This is a genomic window from Parasphingopyxis lamellibrachiae, from assembly GCF_003385775.1.
GTDB lineage: Bacteria > Pseudomonadota > Alphaproteobacteria > Sphingomonadales > Sphingomonadaceae > Parasphingopyxis > Parasphingopyxis lamellibrachiae.
Genome location: NZ_QRDP01000004.1, coordinates 2,123,443 through 2,139,012 on the forward strand (window position 1 = coordinate 2,123,443; position 15,570 = coordinate 2,139,012).

General features: G+C 63.3%; 18 protein-coding genes. 12 read left to right on the forward strand and 6 right to left on the reverse strand.

Annotated elements, in window-relative coordinates; all coding sequences use genetic code 11:
* The first annotated feature begins 34 nt into the window (after positions 1-34).
* The 5 genes from hpf to DFR46_RS10640 are packed head-to-tail and all read left to right on the forward strand — an operon-like array spanning position 35 to position 2,497.
* Positions 35-622, forward strand: a complete 588-nt coding sequence (hpf, locus tag DFR46_RS10620; RefSeq protein ID WP_116236413.1) for a ribosome hibernation-promoting factor, HPF/YfiA family — start codon at positions 35-37, stop codon at positions 620-622.
* A 60-nt stretch (positions 623-682) separates the two neighbouring features.
* Positions 683-1,147 carry a PTS sugar transporter subunit IIA gene (locus DFR46_RS10625; protein ID WP_116236414.1) on the forward strand — a complete coding sequence of 155 codons (465 nt, stop codon included), beginning with the start codon at positions 683-685 and terminating at the stop codon, positions 1,145-1,147.
* A complete protein-coding gene (locus DFR46_RS10630; RefSeq protein ID WP_116236415.1) occupies positions 1,107-1,634 on the forward strand; it encodes a PaaI family thioesterase in 528 nt (175 codons plus the stop codon). Before DFR46_RS10625 ends, DFR46_RS10630 begins: the two co-directional genes overlap by 41 nt.
* On the forward strand, positions 1,631-1,972 hold the full coding sequence (locus DFR46_RS10635; protein ID WP_211306417.1) for a DUF1491 family protein: 342 nt from the start codon (positions 1,631-1,633) through the stop codon (positions 1,970-1,972). Before DFR46_RS10630 ends, DFR46_RS10635 begins: the two co-directional genes overlap by 4 nt.
* A 42-nt stretch (positions 1,973-2,014) precedes the next feature.
* The gene (locus DFR46_RS10640; RefSeq protein WP_116236416.1) at positions 2,015-2,497 is read left to right on the forward strand and encodes an MmcB family DNA repair protein; all 483 of its coding nucleotides are present in this window, start codon (positions 2,015-2,017) and stop codon (positions 2,495-2,497) included.
* Between the two features lie 15 nt (positions 2,498-2,512).
* On the opposite strand, the gene DFR46_RS10645 is transcribed toward DFR46_RS10640, so the two are convergent.
* Positions 2,513-3,151, reverse strand: a complete 639-nt coding sequence (locus DFR46_RS10645; RefSeq protein WP_116236417.1) for an ankyrin repeat domain-containing protein — start codon at positions 3,149-3,151, stop codon at positions 2,513-2,515.
* Between the two features lie 46 nt (positions 3,152-3,197).
* Between DFR46_RS10645 and DFR46_RS10650 the strand changes: the two genes are divergently transcribed.
* From DFR46_RS10650 to DFR46_RS10660, 3 genes are all read left to right on the forward strand, one after another.
* The gene (locus tag DFR46_RS10650) at positions 3,198-3,815 is read left to right on the forward strand and encodes an SCO family protein (protein ID WP_245953822.1); all 618 of its coding nucleotides are present in this window, start codon (positions 3,198-3,200) and stop codon (positions 3,813-3,815) included.
* 64 nt (positions 3,816-3,879) lie between these two features.
* Positions 3,880-4,275: a YcgN family cysteine cluster protein gene (locus DFR46_RS10655; protein WP_245953901.1), complete on the forward strand. Its 396-nt coding sequence runs from the start codon at positions 3,880-3,882 to the stop codon at positions 4,273-4,275.
* On the forward strand, positions 4,232-4,972 hold the full coding sequence (locus DFR46_RS10660; RefSeq protein ID WP_116236420.1) for a M48 family metallopeptidase: 741 nt from the start codon (positions 4,232-4,234) through the stop codon (positions 4,970-4,972). Before DFR46_RS10655 ends, DFR46_RS10660 begins: the two co-directional genes overlap by 44 nt.
* Here DFR46_RS10660 and DFR46_RS10665 read toward each other — a convergent pair.
* From DFR46_RS10665 to DFR46_RS10685, 5 genes are all read right to left on the reverse strand, one after another.
* Complete coding sequence (locus tag DFR46_RS10665; RefSeq protein WP_116236421.1) at positions 4,948-7,065, reverse strand: transglycosylase domain-containing protein; 2,118 nt, start codon at positions 7,063-7,065, stop codon at positions 4,948-4,950. The genes DFR46_RS10660 and DFR46_RS10665 overlap by 25 nt on opposite strands.
* A 111-nt stretch (positions 7,066-7,176) precedes the next feature.
* Positions 7,177-7,578, reverse strand: coding sequence for a peptide-methionine (R)-S-oxide reductase MsrB (msrB, locus tag DFR46_RS10670; protein ID WP_116236422.1), 402 nt, complete (start codon positions 7,576-7,578; stop codon positions 7,177-7,179).
* A 31-nt stretch (positions 7,579-7,609) separates the two neighbouring features.
* Complete coding sequence (locus DFR46_RS10675; RefSeq protein ID WP_116236423.1) at positions 7,610-8,707, reverse strand: NAD(P)/FAD-dependent oxidoreductase; 1,098 nt, start codon at positions 8,705-8,707, stop codon at positions 7,610-7,612.
* Positions 8,686-9,378 carry a methyltransferase domain-containing protein gene (locus tag DFR46_RS10680; RefSeq protein ID WP_116236424.1) on the reverse strand — a complete coding sequence of 231 codons (693 nt, stop codon included), beginning with the start codon at positions 9,376-9,378 and terminating at the stop codon, positions 8,686-8,688. Before DFR46_RS10680 ends, DFR46_RS10675 begins: the two co-directional genes overlap by 22 nt.
* Positions 9,378-10,496, reverse strand: coding sequence for a type III polyketide synthase (locus DFR46_RS10685; protein ID WP_116236425.1), 1,119 nt, complete (start codon positions 10,494-10,496; stop codon positions 9,378-9,380). Before DFR46_RS10685 ends, DFR46_RS10680 begins: the two co-directional genes overlap by 1 nt.
* A 172-nt stretch (positions 10,497-10,668) precedes the next feature.
* Here DFR46_RS10685 and DFR46_RS10690 point away from each other — a divergent pair, with 172 nt between their 5' ends.
* The 4 genes from DFR46_RS10690 (at position 10,669) to DFR46_RS10705 (ending at position 15,469) form a co-directional block, all read left to right on the forward strand.
* A complete protein-coding gene (locus DFR46_RS10690; RefSeq protein WP_211306418.1) occupies positions 10,669-11,082 on the forward strand; it encodes a DUF4402 domain-containing protein in 414 nt (137 codons plus the stop codon).
* Positions 11,083-11,224: 142 nt separating this feature from the next.
* The gene (locus DFR46_RS10695; protein ID WP_162843465.1) at positions 11,225-11,734 is read left to right on the forward strand and encodes a DUF4402 domain-containing protein; all 510 of its coding nucleotides are present in this window, start codon (positions 11,225-11,227) and stop codon (positions 11,732-11,734) included.
* A 207-nt stretch (positions 11,735-11,941) separates the two neighbouring features.
* Positions 11,942-12,778 carry a fimbrial biogenesis chaperone gene (locus DFR46_RS10700; protein ID WP_245953823.1) on the forward strand — a complete coding sequence of 279 codons (837 nt, stop codon included), beginning with the start codon at positions 11,942-11,944 and terminating at the stop codon, positions 12,776-12,778.
* 27 nt (positions 12,779-12,805) lie between these two features.
* Positions 12,806-15,469 carry an MSCRAMM family protein gene (locus DFR46_RS10705; RefSeq protein ID WP_116236428.1) on the forward strand — a complete coding sequence of 888 codons (2,664 nt, stop codon included), beginning with the start codon at positions 12,806-12,808 and terminating at the stop codon, positions 15,467-15,469.
* Positions 15,470-15,570: the final 101 nt, after the last annotated feature.

Consider the following 15,570-nt stretch of genomic DNA (forward strand, 5'->3'; position numbering starts at 1 on the left):
CCTTCCGGCCGGCGCATGATGAAGGAGTAGCGTAATGGACATTCGTGTATCGGGCCATCAGATCGAGACTGGCGATGCGCTTAAAGGACATGTTGAGGCGCGCCTTACCGCGATGGCCGACAAATATTTCCCGCGGACGATCTCGGCCAATGTCACCTTCGGCAAAGGGCCGCACGATCACGGTTTCCGCTGCGCCATTGTCGTCCATGTTATGCAGGGCGTGATGCTGAAGGGGGAAGCAGACAGCCAGGGCGATGCCCATGCCGCATTTGACGAAGCGGCAGGCCATGTTGAAAAACAGCTGCGCCGGCACATGGATCGCCTCAAGGACCATCACAAACATGCCAATGGCGATATCCCGGCAGCCATGCCTGATTCAAGCGCGGGCTATACCGTGTTCAAGAGCGATGAAGATGCCGAAGATCTTCCCGACAATCCGCCGATCATCGCCGAAATGAGCGTCGATATTCCCGATGCCAGCGTTTCCAATGCTGTCTGGATGCTCGATTTGCGCAATACCAACGCGCTGCTCTTCAAAAATAGCGACACAGGCGTATATAATATGGTCTACCGGCGCCGGGATGGCTCCATCGGCTGGGTGGAACCCGAGCGGTCGGTTTGAGCACAGACTAGTCCCTATTCCCGCATTCCCCGGGCGATCACCGCGTAACCAAGGTTTTCCATGATCGATTTTGATTTTTCGAGCCCCGCATTCGTCGTATTTGCCGACGCGGTGGAGAATAAGGCCGCATTGTTTCGCCTGATTGCGAACCATGCGTCCCGCATTGTCGATGTCGACGCCGGGACGGTTGAAGACCAGCTCGTCTCGCGGGAGAAGCTGGGCTCGACGGGTTTTGGCGACGGTGTCGCCATCCCGCATGGCCGGATCGAAACACTGGAACGCCCTTTCGGCCTGTTCGTCCGGCTCGACACACCGGTGGACTACGCATCGGTGGACGATCTTCCGGTGGACTGCGTTTTCGCGCTCTTTTCTCCCGAGGCCGACGGCGCCGCACACCTGCAGGCACTGGCACGGATCAGCCGGCGCTTTCGCGATGACAAGTTCGTAGCAAAGCTGCGCGGGGCCCGGTCGACGGACGCGGTTTTTGCACTGCTCGCCAATTTCGAGGCGGCGGACGCTGCCTGACCGGTCGAAACCGGATGCAGCGGCGCAAAACGCGCCGGTTGCCGGTGCCGAGGCACATTTCCGGGCGCTCGAAACATTATATGATTCCGCGCCGATCAATAGCCTGTGGCAATCCCGACTCGCGATCGTCGAAAACGGCGTTTCGCGGATCACGGCCGAGCTTGACGAGCGTTATTATCACGCCGCCGGGGCGGTGCACGGCACCAGTTATTTCAAGATGCTCGACGATGCGGCCTTTTATGCAGCGAACAGCCTGGTGTCAGACCGTTTCCTGCTGACCACCGGGTTCAACCTGCTCTTCACCCGGCCGATCAGGGGCGGATCGGTGACGGCCGAGGGGCGCTGGATCAGCGGCCAGCGCCGGGTGTTTGTCGCCGAGGCGCGGCTGATCGACGCCGATGGAGAGGAGGCGGCCCGGGGCACGGGAACCTTCATGAAATCGCGGATCCCGCTTTCCTCGCTGGACGGATATCGACTGCCCGCATGAGCGGCCGGATCACGAGCAAGGTGCTGATCGGCGCCCTTCGCCGACGCGTCGAGGCGGCGGGCGGCCATGCGATGGTCCTCAGCAAGGGCGACGAGATTTCCGGAGCCGTGCTCCTTGCCCTGGCCGATCGCGGCACCGTGCGCGGCCTGCGTGAACGCGGCCTTGCGCCCGATGGCAGCTATCGCTGGGTCGAGGCGGGGCCCGACGATATCGGCGATCCGCAGGCCCTTGCCGACTATCTGGAGCGCCGCCGCAAATTCGACCCCGATATCTGGGTTGTCGAGATAGATCTGGACGAACCGGAGGCCTGGCTCGCCGATTTCATCGGCGCGGCGTAGCAACCTCTTTTTTCTGTTCGATGTTTGTTCTAAACAGGCGCTATGGCGGATTCGGAAGTGATCGATAGCGATGAACAGCTGGGGGCGACCCACGTTGCGCGAGGAGTCTCTCGCCTATTCTATCGCCAGACGCTGATCGGGCAGACCGAAGTCACGCTCGGCAATGGTCGCCGTGCCGATATCATGGCCATCGACGCCAGGGGGCAGATCGTGATCGTCGAGATAAAGGTCAGCCGGGCCGACCTTCTCGGGGATCGGAAATGGCCCGACTATCTCGATTATTGCGATCGCTTTTACTGGGCCGTTCCGGCCGGTTTCGACCTCGATCTGTGCGCGCGGGCGGAATTGCAGCCGGAAATTTCGGGTCTGATCGTAGCCGACCCCTATGATGCCGCCATTGTCAGGGAGGCGGCCGACCAGAATCTGACCGCCGCGCGGCGCAAGGCCGAAACCCTGCGATTTGCTCGCCGGGCTGCGGCGCGGTTGCTGGCGGCCGAAGACCCGCATTTGGCGGGTTTCGACTGATCGGCCCGAACCGGTTTAGTTGACGCTGGGTCCGACGACAGCCTCTTCCTCTTCTGCTGTGATTTCGGGTCCGGCTTCGATGATCGCTACAATATCGCCGGAGCGGCCGTCCCGAACGGCATAGTCCCGCGCCGAGAGCCCGATTACGCTGTCAGCGATGTCGGGATTGGCACCGGCGTCGACCAGCTGGCGGACCAGCGCCGCATTACGCTGCTGCACGGCTAGGATCAGCGGCGTTTCGCCGCGATTGTTGCGCGCGTTCAGATCGGCATCGACGATCCTGAGCCAGTCGGCTGCTTCCAGATAGCCGATCTGCGCGGCAATATGCAGCGGTGTGTTGCCTTCCCTGTCGCGAATATCGGGATTGGCGTTCTGCCGCAGCAGATAGAGCAGCCATTGCGAATCCCGTTCCCGCGTGACGATATGGAGCGCGGCATCGCCGGTCGATCGGTCGCGTATGTTGATTACGGTCGAGCCAGGCTGTTCGACCAGGTCGCGGACCGTGGCAAAATCGCGGTCGCGCACGCCGCGCATGAAATTATAGGTGTCGGAGAATTGCGCCTGGGCGGCTACCGGCAGGAGCAGCGAAGCAAGTGCTGCGACGAGAATGGCAACCGCCTTGTTGGAGATTTTGTGTAACGTCGACCCGTGCATGGAAATCTGACCCCATTGATGCTTGCAACCTGCCCCTTAGCAAAGCATGACTGGCCCTGTCATGAACGATCTCAAACCTCTCAGAAAAGGCGGCCTCCCGATACTCGCCGCTCTTGCCCTGTTCGCCTGTTCGGCGGAACAGCAACCCGCACCGCCGCCGCTCCAGGGCGCGGCGATCGGCGGCGATTTCGAACTGACCGATGAAAATGGGGAAACCGTCCGCGAAGCCGATTTCGCGGGGCAGAACCGGATCATCTATTTCGGCTATGCCTTCTGCCCCGATGTCTGCCCGGTCGATATGCAGAAACTCGGCCAGGCGATGCGCATCGTTGAAAGGGACAATCCGGACCTTGCCGAGCGGATCACCCCGATCTTTATCTCGGTCGACCCGGCGCGCGATACGCAGGACGTGCTGGTCCAGTTCACCGACAGTTTCCACCCGCGCATGATCGGTATGTCGGGCTCGCGCGAAGCGATCGATGCGGCGGCGGAACGCTATGGCGTCTATTATGCGCTTGGCGAGGATGACGGGACGGGCAATTATCTTGTCGATCACAGCAACAACGCCATCCTGTTCGGCCCCGAGGGCGAGCCGCTTGCGATCCTGCCGATCCAGGACGGCCCCGAGACGATAGCCGAAACCCTGGTTCGCTGGTCCCGGTGAGGCCGGATCAGGAGGGTTTGGGTCGGTGACCGGCAATTTCTGGGAAACCAAGCGTCTCGACCGGATGACCCGCGCCGAGTGGGAGGCGGTTTGCGACGGCTGCGGCAAATGCTGTCTTCACAAGCTGCAGGATGAAGACAGCGGCGCTGTCCAGCCGACCAATGTGGCGTGCAAGCTGCTCGACAGGGAAAGCGCCCGGTGCACGGATTACAAACATCGCCGGATCAAGGTTCCCGACTGTCTGCGGCTCACCGCTCGCAATATGGAGGATTTCCCCTGGCTACCCCGGACATGCGCCTATCGGCTGCTGGCGCGGGGCGAGCCGCTGCCCGCCTGGCACTATCTGGTATGCGGCGATCGCGAGGCCGTGCACGAAGCCGGGGAATCGGTGCGCGGCTGGACGATATCCGAGCTGGATGCCGGCGATCTCGAGCATCACTGTGTCGAACGCGATCTCTGATATCCCGTTCGAAGGCGGCGGCCATCGCCGCTTTCTGACGGTGAAACGCCATCCGCGTGCGCGCTCTTTCCGGTTGCGTGTCGATCCGCATGACGGCCGCATACTGCTCAGCCTGCCCCAGCGGTCGAGTCTCACCAGGGCACGAAAATGGGCGGAGACGCAGCGGGATTGGATTGAGGCGCAGTTGGAAAAACTGCCCGGTCCTCGCCCGGTCCTCGCCGGTGGCGCCCTGCCCTATCGTGGCCGGGATATCCGGATAGACTGGTCCCCGGCCCATCCCCGGACGCCGCAATATCGTGGAGACAGGCTGGTTTTCGGCGGCCCCCAAGAAGCGATTGCCGGCCGCGCCCTGCGCTGGCTAAAGGCCCAGGCGCGGCAGATTCTCGAGGAGGAGACATACCGCCTCGCTCTGCGCGCCGGCATCCAGGTGGCCCGGATCAGCATCGGCGATGCCCGCAGCCGTTGGGGCAGCTGCGCATCGAGCGGCAATATCCGTTATAATTGGCGGCTCGTCATGGCCCCGCCGGAAGTGTTGAGCGCAACCGTGGCGCATGAGGTTGCCCATCGCATCCATATGCATCACGGGCCGGAATTCCACGCTGTCGTTGCGGATCTTTTCGGTCGCGACCCGGCGCCGGAACGGGCCTGGCTCCGCCGGCATGGTGCCGCGCTTTACTGGGTCGGCTCTTCTTCCTGATTCCGGATCGCCGGGGCGGGCGGCGCATTTCCGTCATCGGGCGGCGCCGGGCTGTCTCGCTGTTCCGCGCGCCTGTCGCCCTCGCTGCGGCGCAGGACTTCGTCGAGCCAGTCCTCGGTCATGGTGTCGGGCGCTACGACATCCTCATAGCGCCGGTCTTCGCCATAGACCCCGGGATCGCTGATCGGCATGCCATTCTCGTCGACAAAGATTTCGTCGTCCAGCGGATCGCCGAAATAGGCGTCATTCTCGTCTTCCAGCTGCCATTCGGGCAGCGTGACTTCGGTTTCGAACTGTTCGACCGGCCGGCTGGAAACGGCATAGCGCATGAAATCGGCAAAGGCGCGCGCGGGGGCCCGTCCGCCCTGCAGTCCGGCCACGGCGCGGGCATCGTCCCGCCCCATCCAGACTGCCGTGGTCAAGCCCGAGGAAAAGCCGACAAACCAGCCATCCTTGTTGGAGCTGGTGGTTCCCGTCTTGCCGGCAACCGGCCTGCCGATCTGGGCGGCCCGGCCAGTGCCGGTGGCGACCGCAGTTTGCAGAAGGTCGGTCATTTCCGCGGCGACATAAGGCGCGACCAGGACGCGGGACTGGTCGATCTCGGCCCGGTAGAGCTCTATCTCCTCGCGGGTTTCCGGGTCCTCGGTCGTCACGCGCACAATCCCGTAAGGCTCGATCGCGATGCCGTGCGCCGCAACGGATGCGAAGGCGCGCGCCATATCGATCACGCGCACTTCTGATGTGCCGAGCACCATGGAGGGATGGGTGTTGACAGGCGTACTGATCCCGAAGCGCTGGGCCATATTGGCGACAGTGTGCAGGCCGACTTCCGCGCCCAGTTGGGCGGCGACGGTGTTCACCGAATAGGCAAAGGCCGTGCGGACGTCCATTTCGCCCGAATAGCGGCCGGAACTGTTGCGCGGCTGCCAGCCATTCCAGTTGACCGGTTCGTCGATCACCCGGTCGTCGGGCGTGTAGCCATTTTCGAGCGCCGCCAGATAGACGAACAGTTTCCAGGAGGAGCCTGGCTGGCGCACGGCCGTCACGGCCCGGTTATAGTTGGATGTCACATAGTCCGTGCCGCCGACCATCGCGCGCACTGCGCCGTCCCGGTCGAGCGAAACAAGGGCGGCCTGGGCGCCTTCCGGCGTGTGGGCGCGCACCGATTCAACCGCCCGCGCCTGCATATCGAGATCGAGCGTCGTCCAGACGTCGATAGGTGCGCGGGTTTCATCGATCAGAAGGTCGAGCTGGTTTAGCGTCCAGTCAGTAAAATAGCGCACACTGTTGCGGCGCGGCTGGGGCGTCAGGGAGACATCGTCGGGGGCCGCCGCCGAAGCCTCGCTGGCGCTGATATGCCCGGTTTCCACCATCAGATCGAGTACAACGCCTGCCCGCCCGATGGCCGCCTGCGCATCGGCAGTGGGGGAATAGCGGGAGGGCGCTTTGACAAGACCGGCGACAACTGCGGCCTCGGAAAGATCGAGCTCGCGCGCCGAATGGCCGAAAAAGCGCCGCGATGCTGCATCAATGCCATAGGCGCCGCCGCCGAAATAGACGCGGTTCAGATACAGTTCGAGGATCTGCTCCTTGGTGAATCTCCGTTCGATAGCGAGTGCGAGAATCATTTCGCGGATCTTGCGGCCAAAAGTGCGGGTGTTGGTGAGGAACAGGTTGCGGGCCAGCTGCTGGGTGATCGTCGATCCGCCCTGGGCCCATCTGCCGCGCTCCATCCGGACCCAGACCGAACGGGCGATGCCAATCGGATCGACGCCGAGATGGCTCTCGAAACGCCGGTCCTCGACAGAAATCATCGCATCGCGCATGATCTCGGGAATCTCGTCGTGGCGCAGCCACTGGCCATAGCTCGGCCCCATCGCGAAGATCACCGTGCCGTCGGCGGCGCGGACGCGTACCGTTTGGCCATTGGGCGAAGACTGGAGCGTATCAAAATCGGGCAGCGATGACATGGCAATGCCGACCGCGACCGCCAGGGCCACAAAGCCCAGCAGCGCGGCGTAAAGGCCGAATTTGATCAGTCCGATCGTGACGCGCCAGACCGGCCCGCGCTTCGATGCTCGAGATGCCGCCATATATTCCTGCCCTAAGCGCCTACCCAATGGGCCACAAGCGGGGTTTGCGGCTGAATGTTAGCTGAATCACGGCCTGTCGGCAGTTGGCGACCGACTGTCCTGATGGTCGGTTCAGCCCTTTTCGTGCGGTTCGAACTCGAGCGACAGGCTGTTCATGCAATAGCGCAAACCGGTCGGTGGCGGTCCGTCCGGAAAAACATGGCCGAGATGACCATCGCACCGCGCACAGCGCGATTCGGTGCGGACCATGCCATGGCTCATATCCTGGTGATCGGTCACCGCGTCTTCGCTTGCCGGCTGGGTGAAGCTCGGCCAGCCCGAGCCGCTGTCATATTTCGTCCTGCTCTCGAACAGTTTGAGTCCGCAGCCCGCGCACAGATAGTCGCCGGCTTCATGATTGTCGTACAGGCTGCCGGCAAAGGCGGGCTCAGTGCCGCCTTCGCGCAGCACATGATAGCGTTCCGGGGTCAGCCGCTCGCGCCATTCGGCTTCGGTGAGATCCAGTTTGTCCATGGTGCGAATATGGGAGCGGCCGCGGGAGCGATCAAGCGCGAATCCGGGTCGCCTCGCCCAGCAGGCCGACAAGGCCGGGGAAACCGGCAAGTCGGATGGCATGGCGCGCGAGGCGGGGATGATCGGTGATCCGTTTCAGGAGGTCCGCGATCGCCATCGGCCGCCGCGCCGTCCGGGCGAAATTCTTCTGAAAGGCAATGGCGGCTGCGGGGCCGCCAGCAAGATAGGCTCTTGCTGCCGCTTCGCCGCTGGCCAGCGCAATGCCTATCCCTTCGCCGGCGAGTGAGGGGATGACCGCGCCCTGATCGCCGATCCGGAACAGGCCGCGATGCCCTTCACGCATCCGCCATCCATAAGGCACCCGGCTGATCGCGTCGGAAGTATCGGGCAGCGTTTCGCCGTCCAGCCGCGCGGCCAGGCTTGGCGCTTCCCTGCCCAATAGCCCGAGCAGCTGCCCCGGATTCCCGTTCGCCTCGCGCAGGCGGGAGCGGCGCAGCGCTAGGCAGAGATTGGCGCTGCCATCTTCCTGCAGCAAAAGTCCGGCATAGCCATGGCGGAACAGATGCAATTCTATCGCGCCGCCGATCCTGTCGCGAAGCGCGGCCGAGGCGGAAATCCGGTAGCGCAGGCCCATCCAGGGGTCGCGGTCCTGTTTGCCAACCGGTCGTTTCAGGCCGCGCAGCTCATATTTTCCGGTCGCGAGGAACAGCGCATCGGCGGCCAGGCTTTGCCCGTCCGCTAGGCGTATTGCATCGGGGCCATCTGCGCTGCTTATCGCGGTGCCGCGCTGAATATCGGCGCCCGCCGCTTCCGCTGTTTCGAGCAACACACTGTCCAGTCGGCGGCGGGAAAAGCCCATTCCGGGATGGGGAAGCTGCGCACTGCGCGATCGGTTGCCCGCGAACAGCCTGACCCGGTCGATCGCATGGCCGCCCAGCCGCGCAGGATCGATTTTGAGCCGCTCCAGGGATTTCAGCGTCTGCCAGCTGACAAAGCCTCCACAGAGCAGGTCTGGCGTTCGGGCGTGTCGTTCGATCAGCAGCGGTTCCATTCCAGCGCGGGCGAGCGCGATGGCTGCGGTAAGCCCTGCCGGCCCGCCGCCAGCGATCAATGCTGTCGTTCGACGCATAATCGAAACGGGAAATAGCGGACGATATGCGAGGCACCCGGTGCGATGCCCGCCTCGCCCAGCAGGGCTTGCCATTCCGCGGGGCGATAGCTGCGCGCTATCGATAACCGCCCGTCCGCCCGGACAATCGGATGCCAGCCCATGATCCGCGCGAGCAGCGGATAGCCGAAATACGCAAAGCGGTGCCGGTGGAGATCGTTGACCATCCAGCCGCGCATCGCCTGCGCTTCCATGTGGCGCAGAAAGGCGATGAGCTGGTCGTGCGTCATATGATGGGCGACCAGATTGGAGACGATGAAGTCGGTTGGCTCGCAATCGGCATAGTCGCCCGTCCGATAGTCGATTGTCATGCCATCGGGTGTTTGCGCTTCGGCAGCCGCCCGGCTTTTTGAATTGAGGTCGATGCCTGTCAGCCTTGCCTCTATGCCGCGCGCCTTCGCCCATCCCGCAATTGCGCGCAGCATGCCGCCCTCGCCATAGCCGACATCGAGTAGGCTGAAACTGTCCATCCCTTGTGTTGCACGGGCCAGAAAGCTGAGCGTTGGCCGGGCCGCGAAGGTCCAGCGGTTCGCCCGCTCAAGATCGGTAAGGACGGCGGCATAGATGTCCGGCGCCAGGCCCGGCGCGTCCATCTGCTCTTCGGCGATTGCGCGCTGGGAGAGGCCGGCCATCAGGCGCTCCGATACTCGAAGCCCTCGGCCGCCAGCCCCGGCCCGAAGGCAATCGCCAGGCCCTGACCGGCGGGCGGCTCGCGCATGATGCGTTCAAGCGCGAACATCAGCGTTGCCGAGGACATATTGCCTTTTTCGCGCAGGATATCGCGGGAAATGGCGAGCGCATCCGGGCCGAGGTCCAATCCCTTTTCGACCGCATCGAGGATCGATCGCCCGCCGCCATGCACAGCCCAGCTGTCGACCGCATCGGGGCCTTCGCCGTTGCAGATGGCGGACCGGAACTCGGCGCTGGCCAGCGCATCGCCAATCCGCCCCGGCACTTCGCCCGACAGATGCATGGCAAATCCCGTATCGCCGACATGCCATTGGATCAGATCGTGCGATTCCGGAAGGGTCGCGGCAAACTGGCGGCCCATTGCCAGTCCGTTGGGTTCGGCGCTGACAATCGCCGCCGCCGCGCCATCGCCGAACAGCAGCATCGCGAGCAGCGGTTCGAGCGCCGCATCGGGCTGCAGATGCAGGGTCGACAGTTCGGTCGTGATGACAAGTACCCGCGCCTCCGGTTCGGAACGCACGATATGATAGGCATTCCTGAGCGCGGTCACCGCACCATAACAGCCCATAAAGCCGACCAATGTGCGTTCAACCGAACCCTTCAGGCCCAGTCTCCGCGCGACCAGCTGATCGAGGCCCGGCGCGGTAAAACCCGTGCAGCTGGCAACGACAAGATGGGTGATGCTGGCCGGATCGGGTATCTCGGGCAGATTGGAAACCGCTTCAACCGCCAGTTCCGGAGCCGTTTCGGCGTAGAGCTTCATGCGCTCTGAGGTCGGCGGCATGCCCTGTGCGTAGAAGCCGCCCGCACAGATCGGGGAGCCCCCGTCCGCGCCTCTGGGCAAGACGGACCAGCGATGCTCGATCCCGGCCCGTTCGGCCATGCGGGCGAAGATCGCCTGTTCACGCGGATCGGACAATTGTGCCGCCGCCCAGCCGATAAAGGCATGGTGAATGTCATGGTCGGGCGTCGCTGCGCCGATGCCATTGATATGAGGCGTGGGTATCGGCACGGTCAGGGGGCTTTCGTAAAGGTCGCAGCGAACATGTGAACCCTTCATGGCAGGCTTTTATCGTTAACGATATATTGATTGGTTAGCGCCGAAAAAGGGCGTCATGTGGCGTCATCCTATCTTTTTCCCGGTTTTGCTCCTTGCAGCAATGCCAATCGCGTCGCCGACGGCGGTGCTGGCGCAGGGCGCGTGCCGCCTTTGCGAGGATACAGGGCCGATAATGCCGCAGGCGAGACCGTCGCGTCCGCTCCACATCGATATCGATACCGGCATCGATTTCGATCGCATGGCGCTGCTCGACTATCAGGGCGGCCAGGCAGAGATCGATCCGCAGACCGGCCAGCGCCGGCTCACCCGATTGCTCGACCTTGGCGGCCTTGCCATGCGTGGAACCGTCGTCATCCGTGGCGAACCGGGCCGCGCGGTACGGGTCGACCTGCCGGATGAAGTTATCTTGCGGGCACCGGGCGGACGGCGCGTCGAACTGCGCGATGTACGCAGCGATCTTCCGGTCCAGCCGCGGATCGGCAGCGACGGCCAGCTGCGCTTTTCCTTTGGCGGGCGAATCATCGTCGATGGCGAGGATGTTGGAAATTTCCGCGGAAGAATGCGGGTTAGCGCCGAATATGAATGATCGGTGAGATCAAAGTCTTAAGCCCACTTTAACCATAGTTGTTCGGCATATCTGAAACATAACCGGTCACAAGAGGCGCTGAATGGTGCGGGGGACACGTTCCGTTCAATTTTACATTCGGAAAGTGGAAAAGGGACTATCAATGAAAAATCTCAAAACTGTATTCGCCGCTGGTTCGGCAATGATTGCTCTCGGCCTGGGTGCCACCGGCGCGCATGCTGCAACGGCAACCGCCGATGCGACGGCTGAAATTCTGCAGCAGGTTCAGATTGCTCAGGTCAGCGATCTTAACTTCGGCACGATCGTGCCGGATACCGCAGCTTCTGGTGTTGTTTCGATTGCCGCAAACGCAGCCGGCACGCGCAACTGCGCCGCCAACCTGACATGTGCTGGCGCTGCCAGCGTTTCGTCCGCCTCCTTCAACGTCACGGGTGCCAATGGCCTCAATGTCGACGTTACCGGCCTTGGCGGCCTGACGCAGCTTAGCGACGGCACCAACAACATGCCGATCACGCTTGGTGGTTCGTCCACTGTTCTGGCGATGACCGGTTCGGCCGTTCCGCTTTATGTGGGCGGCAGCCTCTCGGTTGCGGCCAATCAGCCCGCTGGCGTTTACAGCGGTACCTTCTCGGTAAGCGTTGATTATCAATAACATGCCGATGCCGGCCTGAAGCTGGCACGATATCTGAACTTGGCCCGGCGGAGCGCAAGCCCCGCCGGGCTTTTCTTTGCACCAACCCCCAATTCTTGACGGAAAAATAACCAATTTCTGCAAGGTTCTGTGCGTATTTCCGGGGGGTTATGCGTTGCTGCGTCATGTGTGGCGTTGCTCCCCGTTTGTTCAGACGGAGACCTTCGCATGATCCTAGAATATCTGCCCAAAACCATCCGGTCCGGCTTTGCAGCTATGGCTCTTGCTGCGGCCGCCATTGCCGCGGCGGCGCCTGTTCTCGCAAATGACCTGCTCGTCGCGCCGACTCGTGTGGTGCTCAACGGCTCGCGTGGTACCGAGGTGATCCTCAACAATATCGGCACCGAGGAAGCGACCTACCGGATTTCGCTCGAACTGCGGCGCATGACGCCGGATGGCGGGCTTGAAGAGGTTGAGTTGCCGAATGACAGTGAAGAGGCGGCGCTCGGCATGATCCGCTATGCGCCGCGCCGCGTCGTGCTTCCGCCCAACCAGCCTCAGGCGATCCGTATCGGTGTCCGTGCGCCGCAGGGCCTGGCCGATGGCGAATACCGGGTTCATATGCTTTTCCGCGCAATTCCGCGACCAAGACCCGTAACCAGCGAAGCCGAAAGTCAGGGCGAAGGGTTCCAGATCCGTCTGGTCCCGGTTTATGGCGTTACGATCCCGATTATTATCCGTCACGGCAATCTGACGGCGACCGCAGCCATCGCAAACCCCCGGATTGTCGAGGAAAATGGCGTTCAGGGCATCGGTTTCGACCTCAGCCGCCAGGGTGATCGTTCAGTCTATGGCGAAATCATCGTCAGCCGGCCCGGTGTGGATGTTCCGCTGGCCCGCGCCCGGGGAATCGCGGTTTACTCAGAAATTGGCAGCCGCTCGGTAATCTTGCCGGTTTCCGAGGAATTTCAGGGCAATCTCGCGGGACCCATACGGATCCAGTACCGCGAACCCGATAGTGCGGGCGGCGGACTGATCGCCGAAACCGAAGGCGTGCTGCGGTAGAGCGGCACCCGGAGGGAGCGGGGCACCATGCGCCGCTGGGCACATCAGGCAAAACTCATCCTGGCAGGGCTCGCCGCGCTTTTTGGTGCGGCGGGCGCTTCTGCACAGGAGGCCTGGGAGCCGCACCCCGACGATTCTCTGTTGTTCGATGTCAGGCTTGGCGAATATCGGCTGGGCGACGGCGTGCGCGGCTATCAGACACCCGGCAGCGTCTGCATCGATCTTGCCGACACAATAGCGGCGCTCGATGTACCAATCGCCATCGACGACGCGGGTAATCGCGCCGAAGGCTGGGCTTTTACCGAAGAAAATCAAATTGTTATCGATCGCAACCGGAATCGGGTCAGATTCGGGGAATCGTCCGATAATCTTCCGGACGGGATCGTTTTCGATACACCCGAAGGCTGGTGTGTCGCCACCCAGGCGCTGGCCGCCTGGTTTGGCGTCACAATGGAAGCGGACCTGCGCAACGCCGTGCTTCTGCTCAGTTCGGAACAGCCCCTGCCCGTGCAGCGTGCAATGGAGCGCCGCGGCCGCGCGGCCGGGCTGCGTCCGCGCCTCGATTTCGACCTGTCTTCCCTGCCTCAGGCCAATACGCCCTACCGCATGTGGCGGACGCCCTCGGTGGATGTGGTCGTTTCGCTCGGCGGATTGCGCGATCGCCAGCGTCGGACCAGCGGTATCGAGCGGCGGTACGAGATCTACGCCTCCGGCGAGCTGCTGACGGCTTCAGTCGATGCGCGGCTGGCTTCGGACAATCGCGGGGTTCCGCAATCGCTGCGTGTGCGGGCTTTTCGCAGCTCGAACACGGGCAATTTGCTCGGGCCCTTGCAGGCGACCCATTTCGCGATCGGCGATGTTGCCGGCCAGTCTTCTCCTATTGCGGTGCAACCGACATCCGGGCGCGGCCTGATCGTCACCAACCGGCCGCTGGACCAGCCGGACAGCTTCGATCGCCGCACTTTTCGCGGCGAATTGCCCGATGGCTGGGAGGCCGAACTCTATCGCAACGGCCAGTTGCTCTCCTTTTCCATGGATCGCGGCGACGGCCGGTACGAATTTGTCGATGTCGAGCTGCGCTACGGCATCAACCGGTTCGAGGTCGTGCTGTACGGCCCCCAGGGGCAGACGCGCCGCGAAACCGAGGTGATCAATGTCGGCGCGGCGAGCATTCCGCCGCGCCAGACATGGTATTGGGCCGGCGCGAGCCAGGACAATCGCGACCTGATTTCGATCGACAATCGCGATTTTGCGCGCGGATCCAACTGGCGGGCGGGTTTCGGCCTCGAACGCGGGATCAATGCGCGCACCTCGCTGGCGTTCCAGCTCAACAATCTGGTGATCGCCGACGAGCGCGTCACGGTCGTCGAGGGCTCGGTACGCCGCGCGATCGGGCCCGCGCTGGTCGAAATAACCGCCGCATGGGCGGACAATGGCGGATATGCTGCCCGCGCCCAGCTTCTGGGCCGGTTCGGCCGGGCCTATATCAGCGCGGAATCGGTCATTGCGCGCGATTTCCGCACCGAACGCTATGGCACGGACACGACCGGGCGTCACAGCCTTGCCCTGGATCACAGCCTCAACATCGGCCGCGTCGTTATGCCGGTCCGGGTGCAGGCGACCTATCAGACACGCGCAAACGGGGCAGACCAGCTTGACGTTGCGGCCCGGATATCCGCCAATATGCGCCGTTTCGCGCTGACCGGCGAGATCGGATATCGCCGCCAGACGACGAGCGATACAGTCGGCCCGCCCGCCCAGACCAATGCCGCGATCCTTGCCAATGGCCGGATCGGGCGGGTTCGCCTGAGAGGGGAGGCTCGCTGGCGGCTTTCGCCGGGCAGCCGGTTCGAAAGCGCGGCGCTCACCGCCGACTGGGCGGCTGGCGAAAACAGCGCCTGGCGCGCGGAACTCGGTTATCAGGCGACGCTGAACCGCGCGAGGGCGAGCATCGGTTATGTCCGGCGCTTCAACCGTTTTGCTTTGACCGCATCTGCCGAAGCGGCGACCGATGGTTCGGTCGCGGCCGGGCTCAATCTCGCCTTCAGCATCGGCCCGAATCCGCGCGGCGGCGTGCAGGTCACGGCCGACAAGCTCGCAAGCAGCGGGCAGACGGTGGCCCGCGTGTTCCGCGATCTCAACAATGACGGCGTGCGCCAGCCCGGCGAACCCTATGAGGAAGGCGTGCAGATCACGACCGGCCGCGCGCCCTCCAACGAGCCGACCGACGAAAACGGCGTGGCGGTTGTCACCGGAATGACCCCATACCGGCCGATTCTCGTCGGCATCGACACATCCTCGCTCGCAGATCCGTTCGTCCAGCCCCGCGGGCCGGGCGTCGTCGTCACGCCGCGTCCCGGAATTGCCGCGGTTGTCGAACTGCCGCTGGTCAGCGCCGGCGAAGTCGACGGTGTGCTGGTGCGGGCGGGCGGCGGCGCGCTGGAAGGCGTGGATCTGGAGCTTGTCGATATCGAAGGCCGGGTCGTTAAGACGATGCGCACCGATTTTGACGGCTTTTTCGTCTTCGAAGGCGTGCCCTACGGCGAATACAGCGTCCGCATTGCCGAACTTTCGGCCCAGGCCATCGGCGTAAACGCCGCCCTTGGCCGCCGGGCTTTCGTTTCGGACGAAACCGACAGCGTCCGGCTCGGCACAGTCGCCGTCGGCGGTCCCGTCGCCTCAAGCGAGTAGCGGATTGTAGGCTTTCTTGTCAGAATTTCCTTTGCAGGAAATCGCCGCACCAGCCCTCACCCCCACCCGACCTCCCAATCAGTATACCCTGTGAGAGGTCG

Excerpts from the sequence above, each read along its gene's own strand:
- hpf (WP_116236413.1), top strand. The coding sequence starts at position 35 with ATGGACATTCGTGTATCGGGCCATCAGATCGAGACTGGCGATGCGCTT.
- DFR46_RS10625 (WP_116236414.1), top strand. The coding sequence starts at position 683 with ATGATCGATTTTGATTTTTCGAGCCCCGCATTCGTCGTATTTGCCGAC.
- DFR46_RS10635 (WP_211306417.1), top strand. The coding sequence starts at position 1,631 with ATGAGCGGCCGGATCACGAGCAAGGTGCTGATCGGCGCCCTTCGCCGA.
- DFR46_RS10640 (WP_116236416.1), top strand. The coding sequence starts at position 2,015 with ATGGCGGATTCGGAAGTGATCGATAGCGATGAACAGCTGGGGGCGACC.
- DFR46_RS10645 (WP_116236417.1), bottom strand. The coding sequence starts at position 3,151 with ATGCACGGGTCGACGTTACACAAAATCTCCAACAAGGCGGTTGCCATT.
- DFR46_RS10650 (WP_245953822.1), top strand. The coding sequence starts at position 3,198 with ATGACTGGCCCTGTCATGAACGATCTCAAACCTCTCAGAAAAGGCGGC.
- DFR46_RS10655 (WP_245953901.1), top strand. The coding sequence starts at position 3,880 with ATGACCCGCGCCGAGTGGGAGGCGGTTTGCGACGGCTGCGGCAAATGC.
- DFR46_RS10660 (WP_116236420.1), top strand. The coding sequence starts at position 4,232 with ATGCCGGCGATCTCGAGCATCACTGTGTCGAACGCGATCTCTGATATC.
- DFR46_RS10665 (WP_116236421.1), bottom strand. The coding sequence starts at position 7,065 with ATGGCGGCATCTCGAGCATCGAAGCGCGGGCCGGTCTGGCGCGTCACG.
- msrB (WP_116236422.1), bottom strand. The coding sequence starts at position 7,578 with ATGGACAAACTGGATCTCACCGAAGCCGAATGGCGCGAGCGGCTGACC.
- DFR46_RS10675 (WP_116236423.1), bottom strand. The coding sequence starts at position 8,707 with ATGCGTCGAACGACAGCATTGATCGCTGGCGGCGGGCCGGCAGGGCTT.
- DFR46_RS10680 (WP_116236424.1), bottom strand. The coding sequence starts at position 9,378 with ATGGCCGGCCTCTCCCAGCGCGCAATCGCCGAAGAGCAGATGGACGCG.
- DFR46_RS10685 (WP_116236425.1), bottom strand. The coding sequence starts at position 10,496 with ATGAAGGGTTCACATGTTCGCTGCGACCTTTACGAAAGCCCCCTGACC.
- DFR46_RS10690 (WP_211306418.1), top strand. The coding sequence starts at position 10,669 with ATGCCGCAGGCGAGACCGTCGCGTCCGCTCCACATCGATATCGATACC.
- DFR46_RS10695 (WP_162843465.1), top strand. The coding sequence starts at position 11,225 with ATGAAAAATCTCAAAACTGTATTCGCCGCTGGTTCGGCAATGATTGCT.
- DFR46_RS10700 (WP_245953823.1), top strand. The coding sequence starts at position 11,942 with ATGATCCTAGAATATCTGCCCAAAACCATCCGGTCCGGCTTTGCAGCT.
- DFR46_RS10705 (WP_116236428.1), top strand. The coding sequence starts at position 12,806 with ATGCGCCGCTGGGCACATCAGGCAAAACTCATCCTGGCAGGGCTCGCC.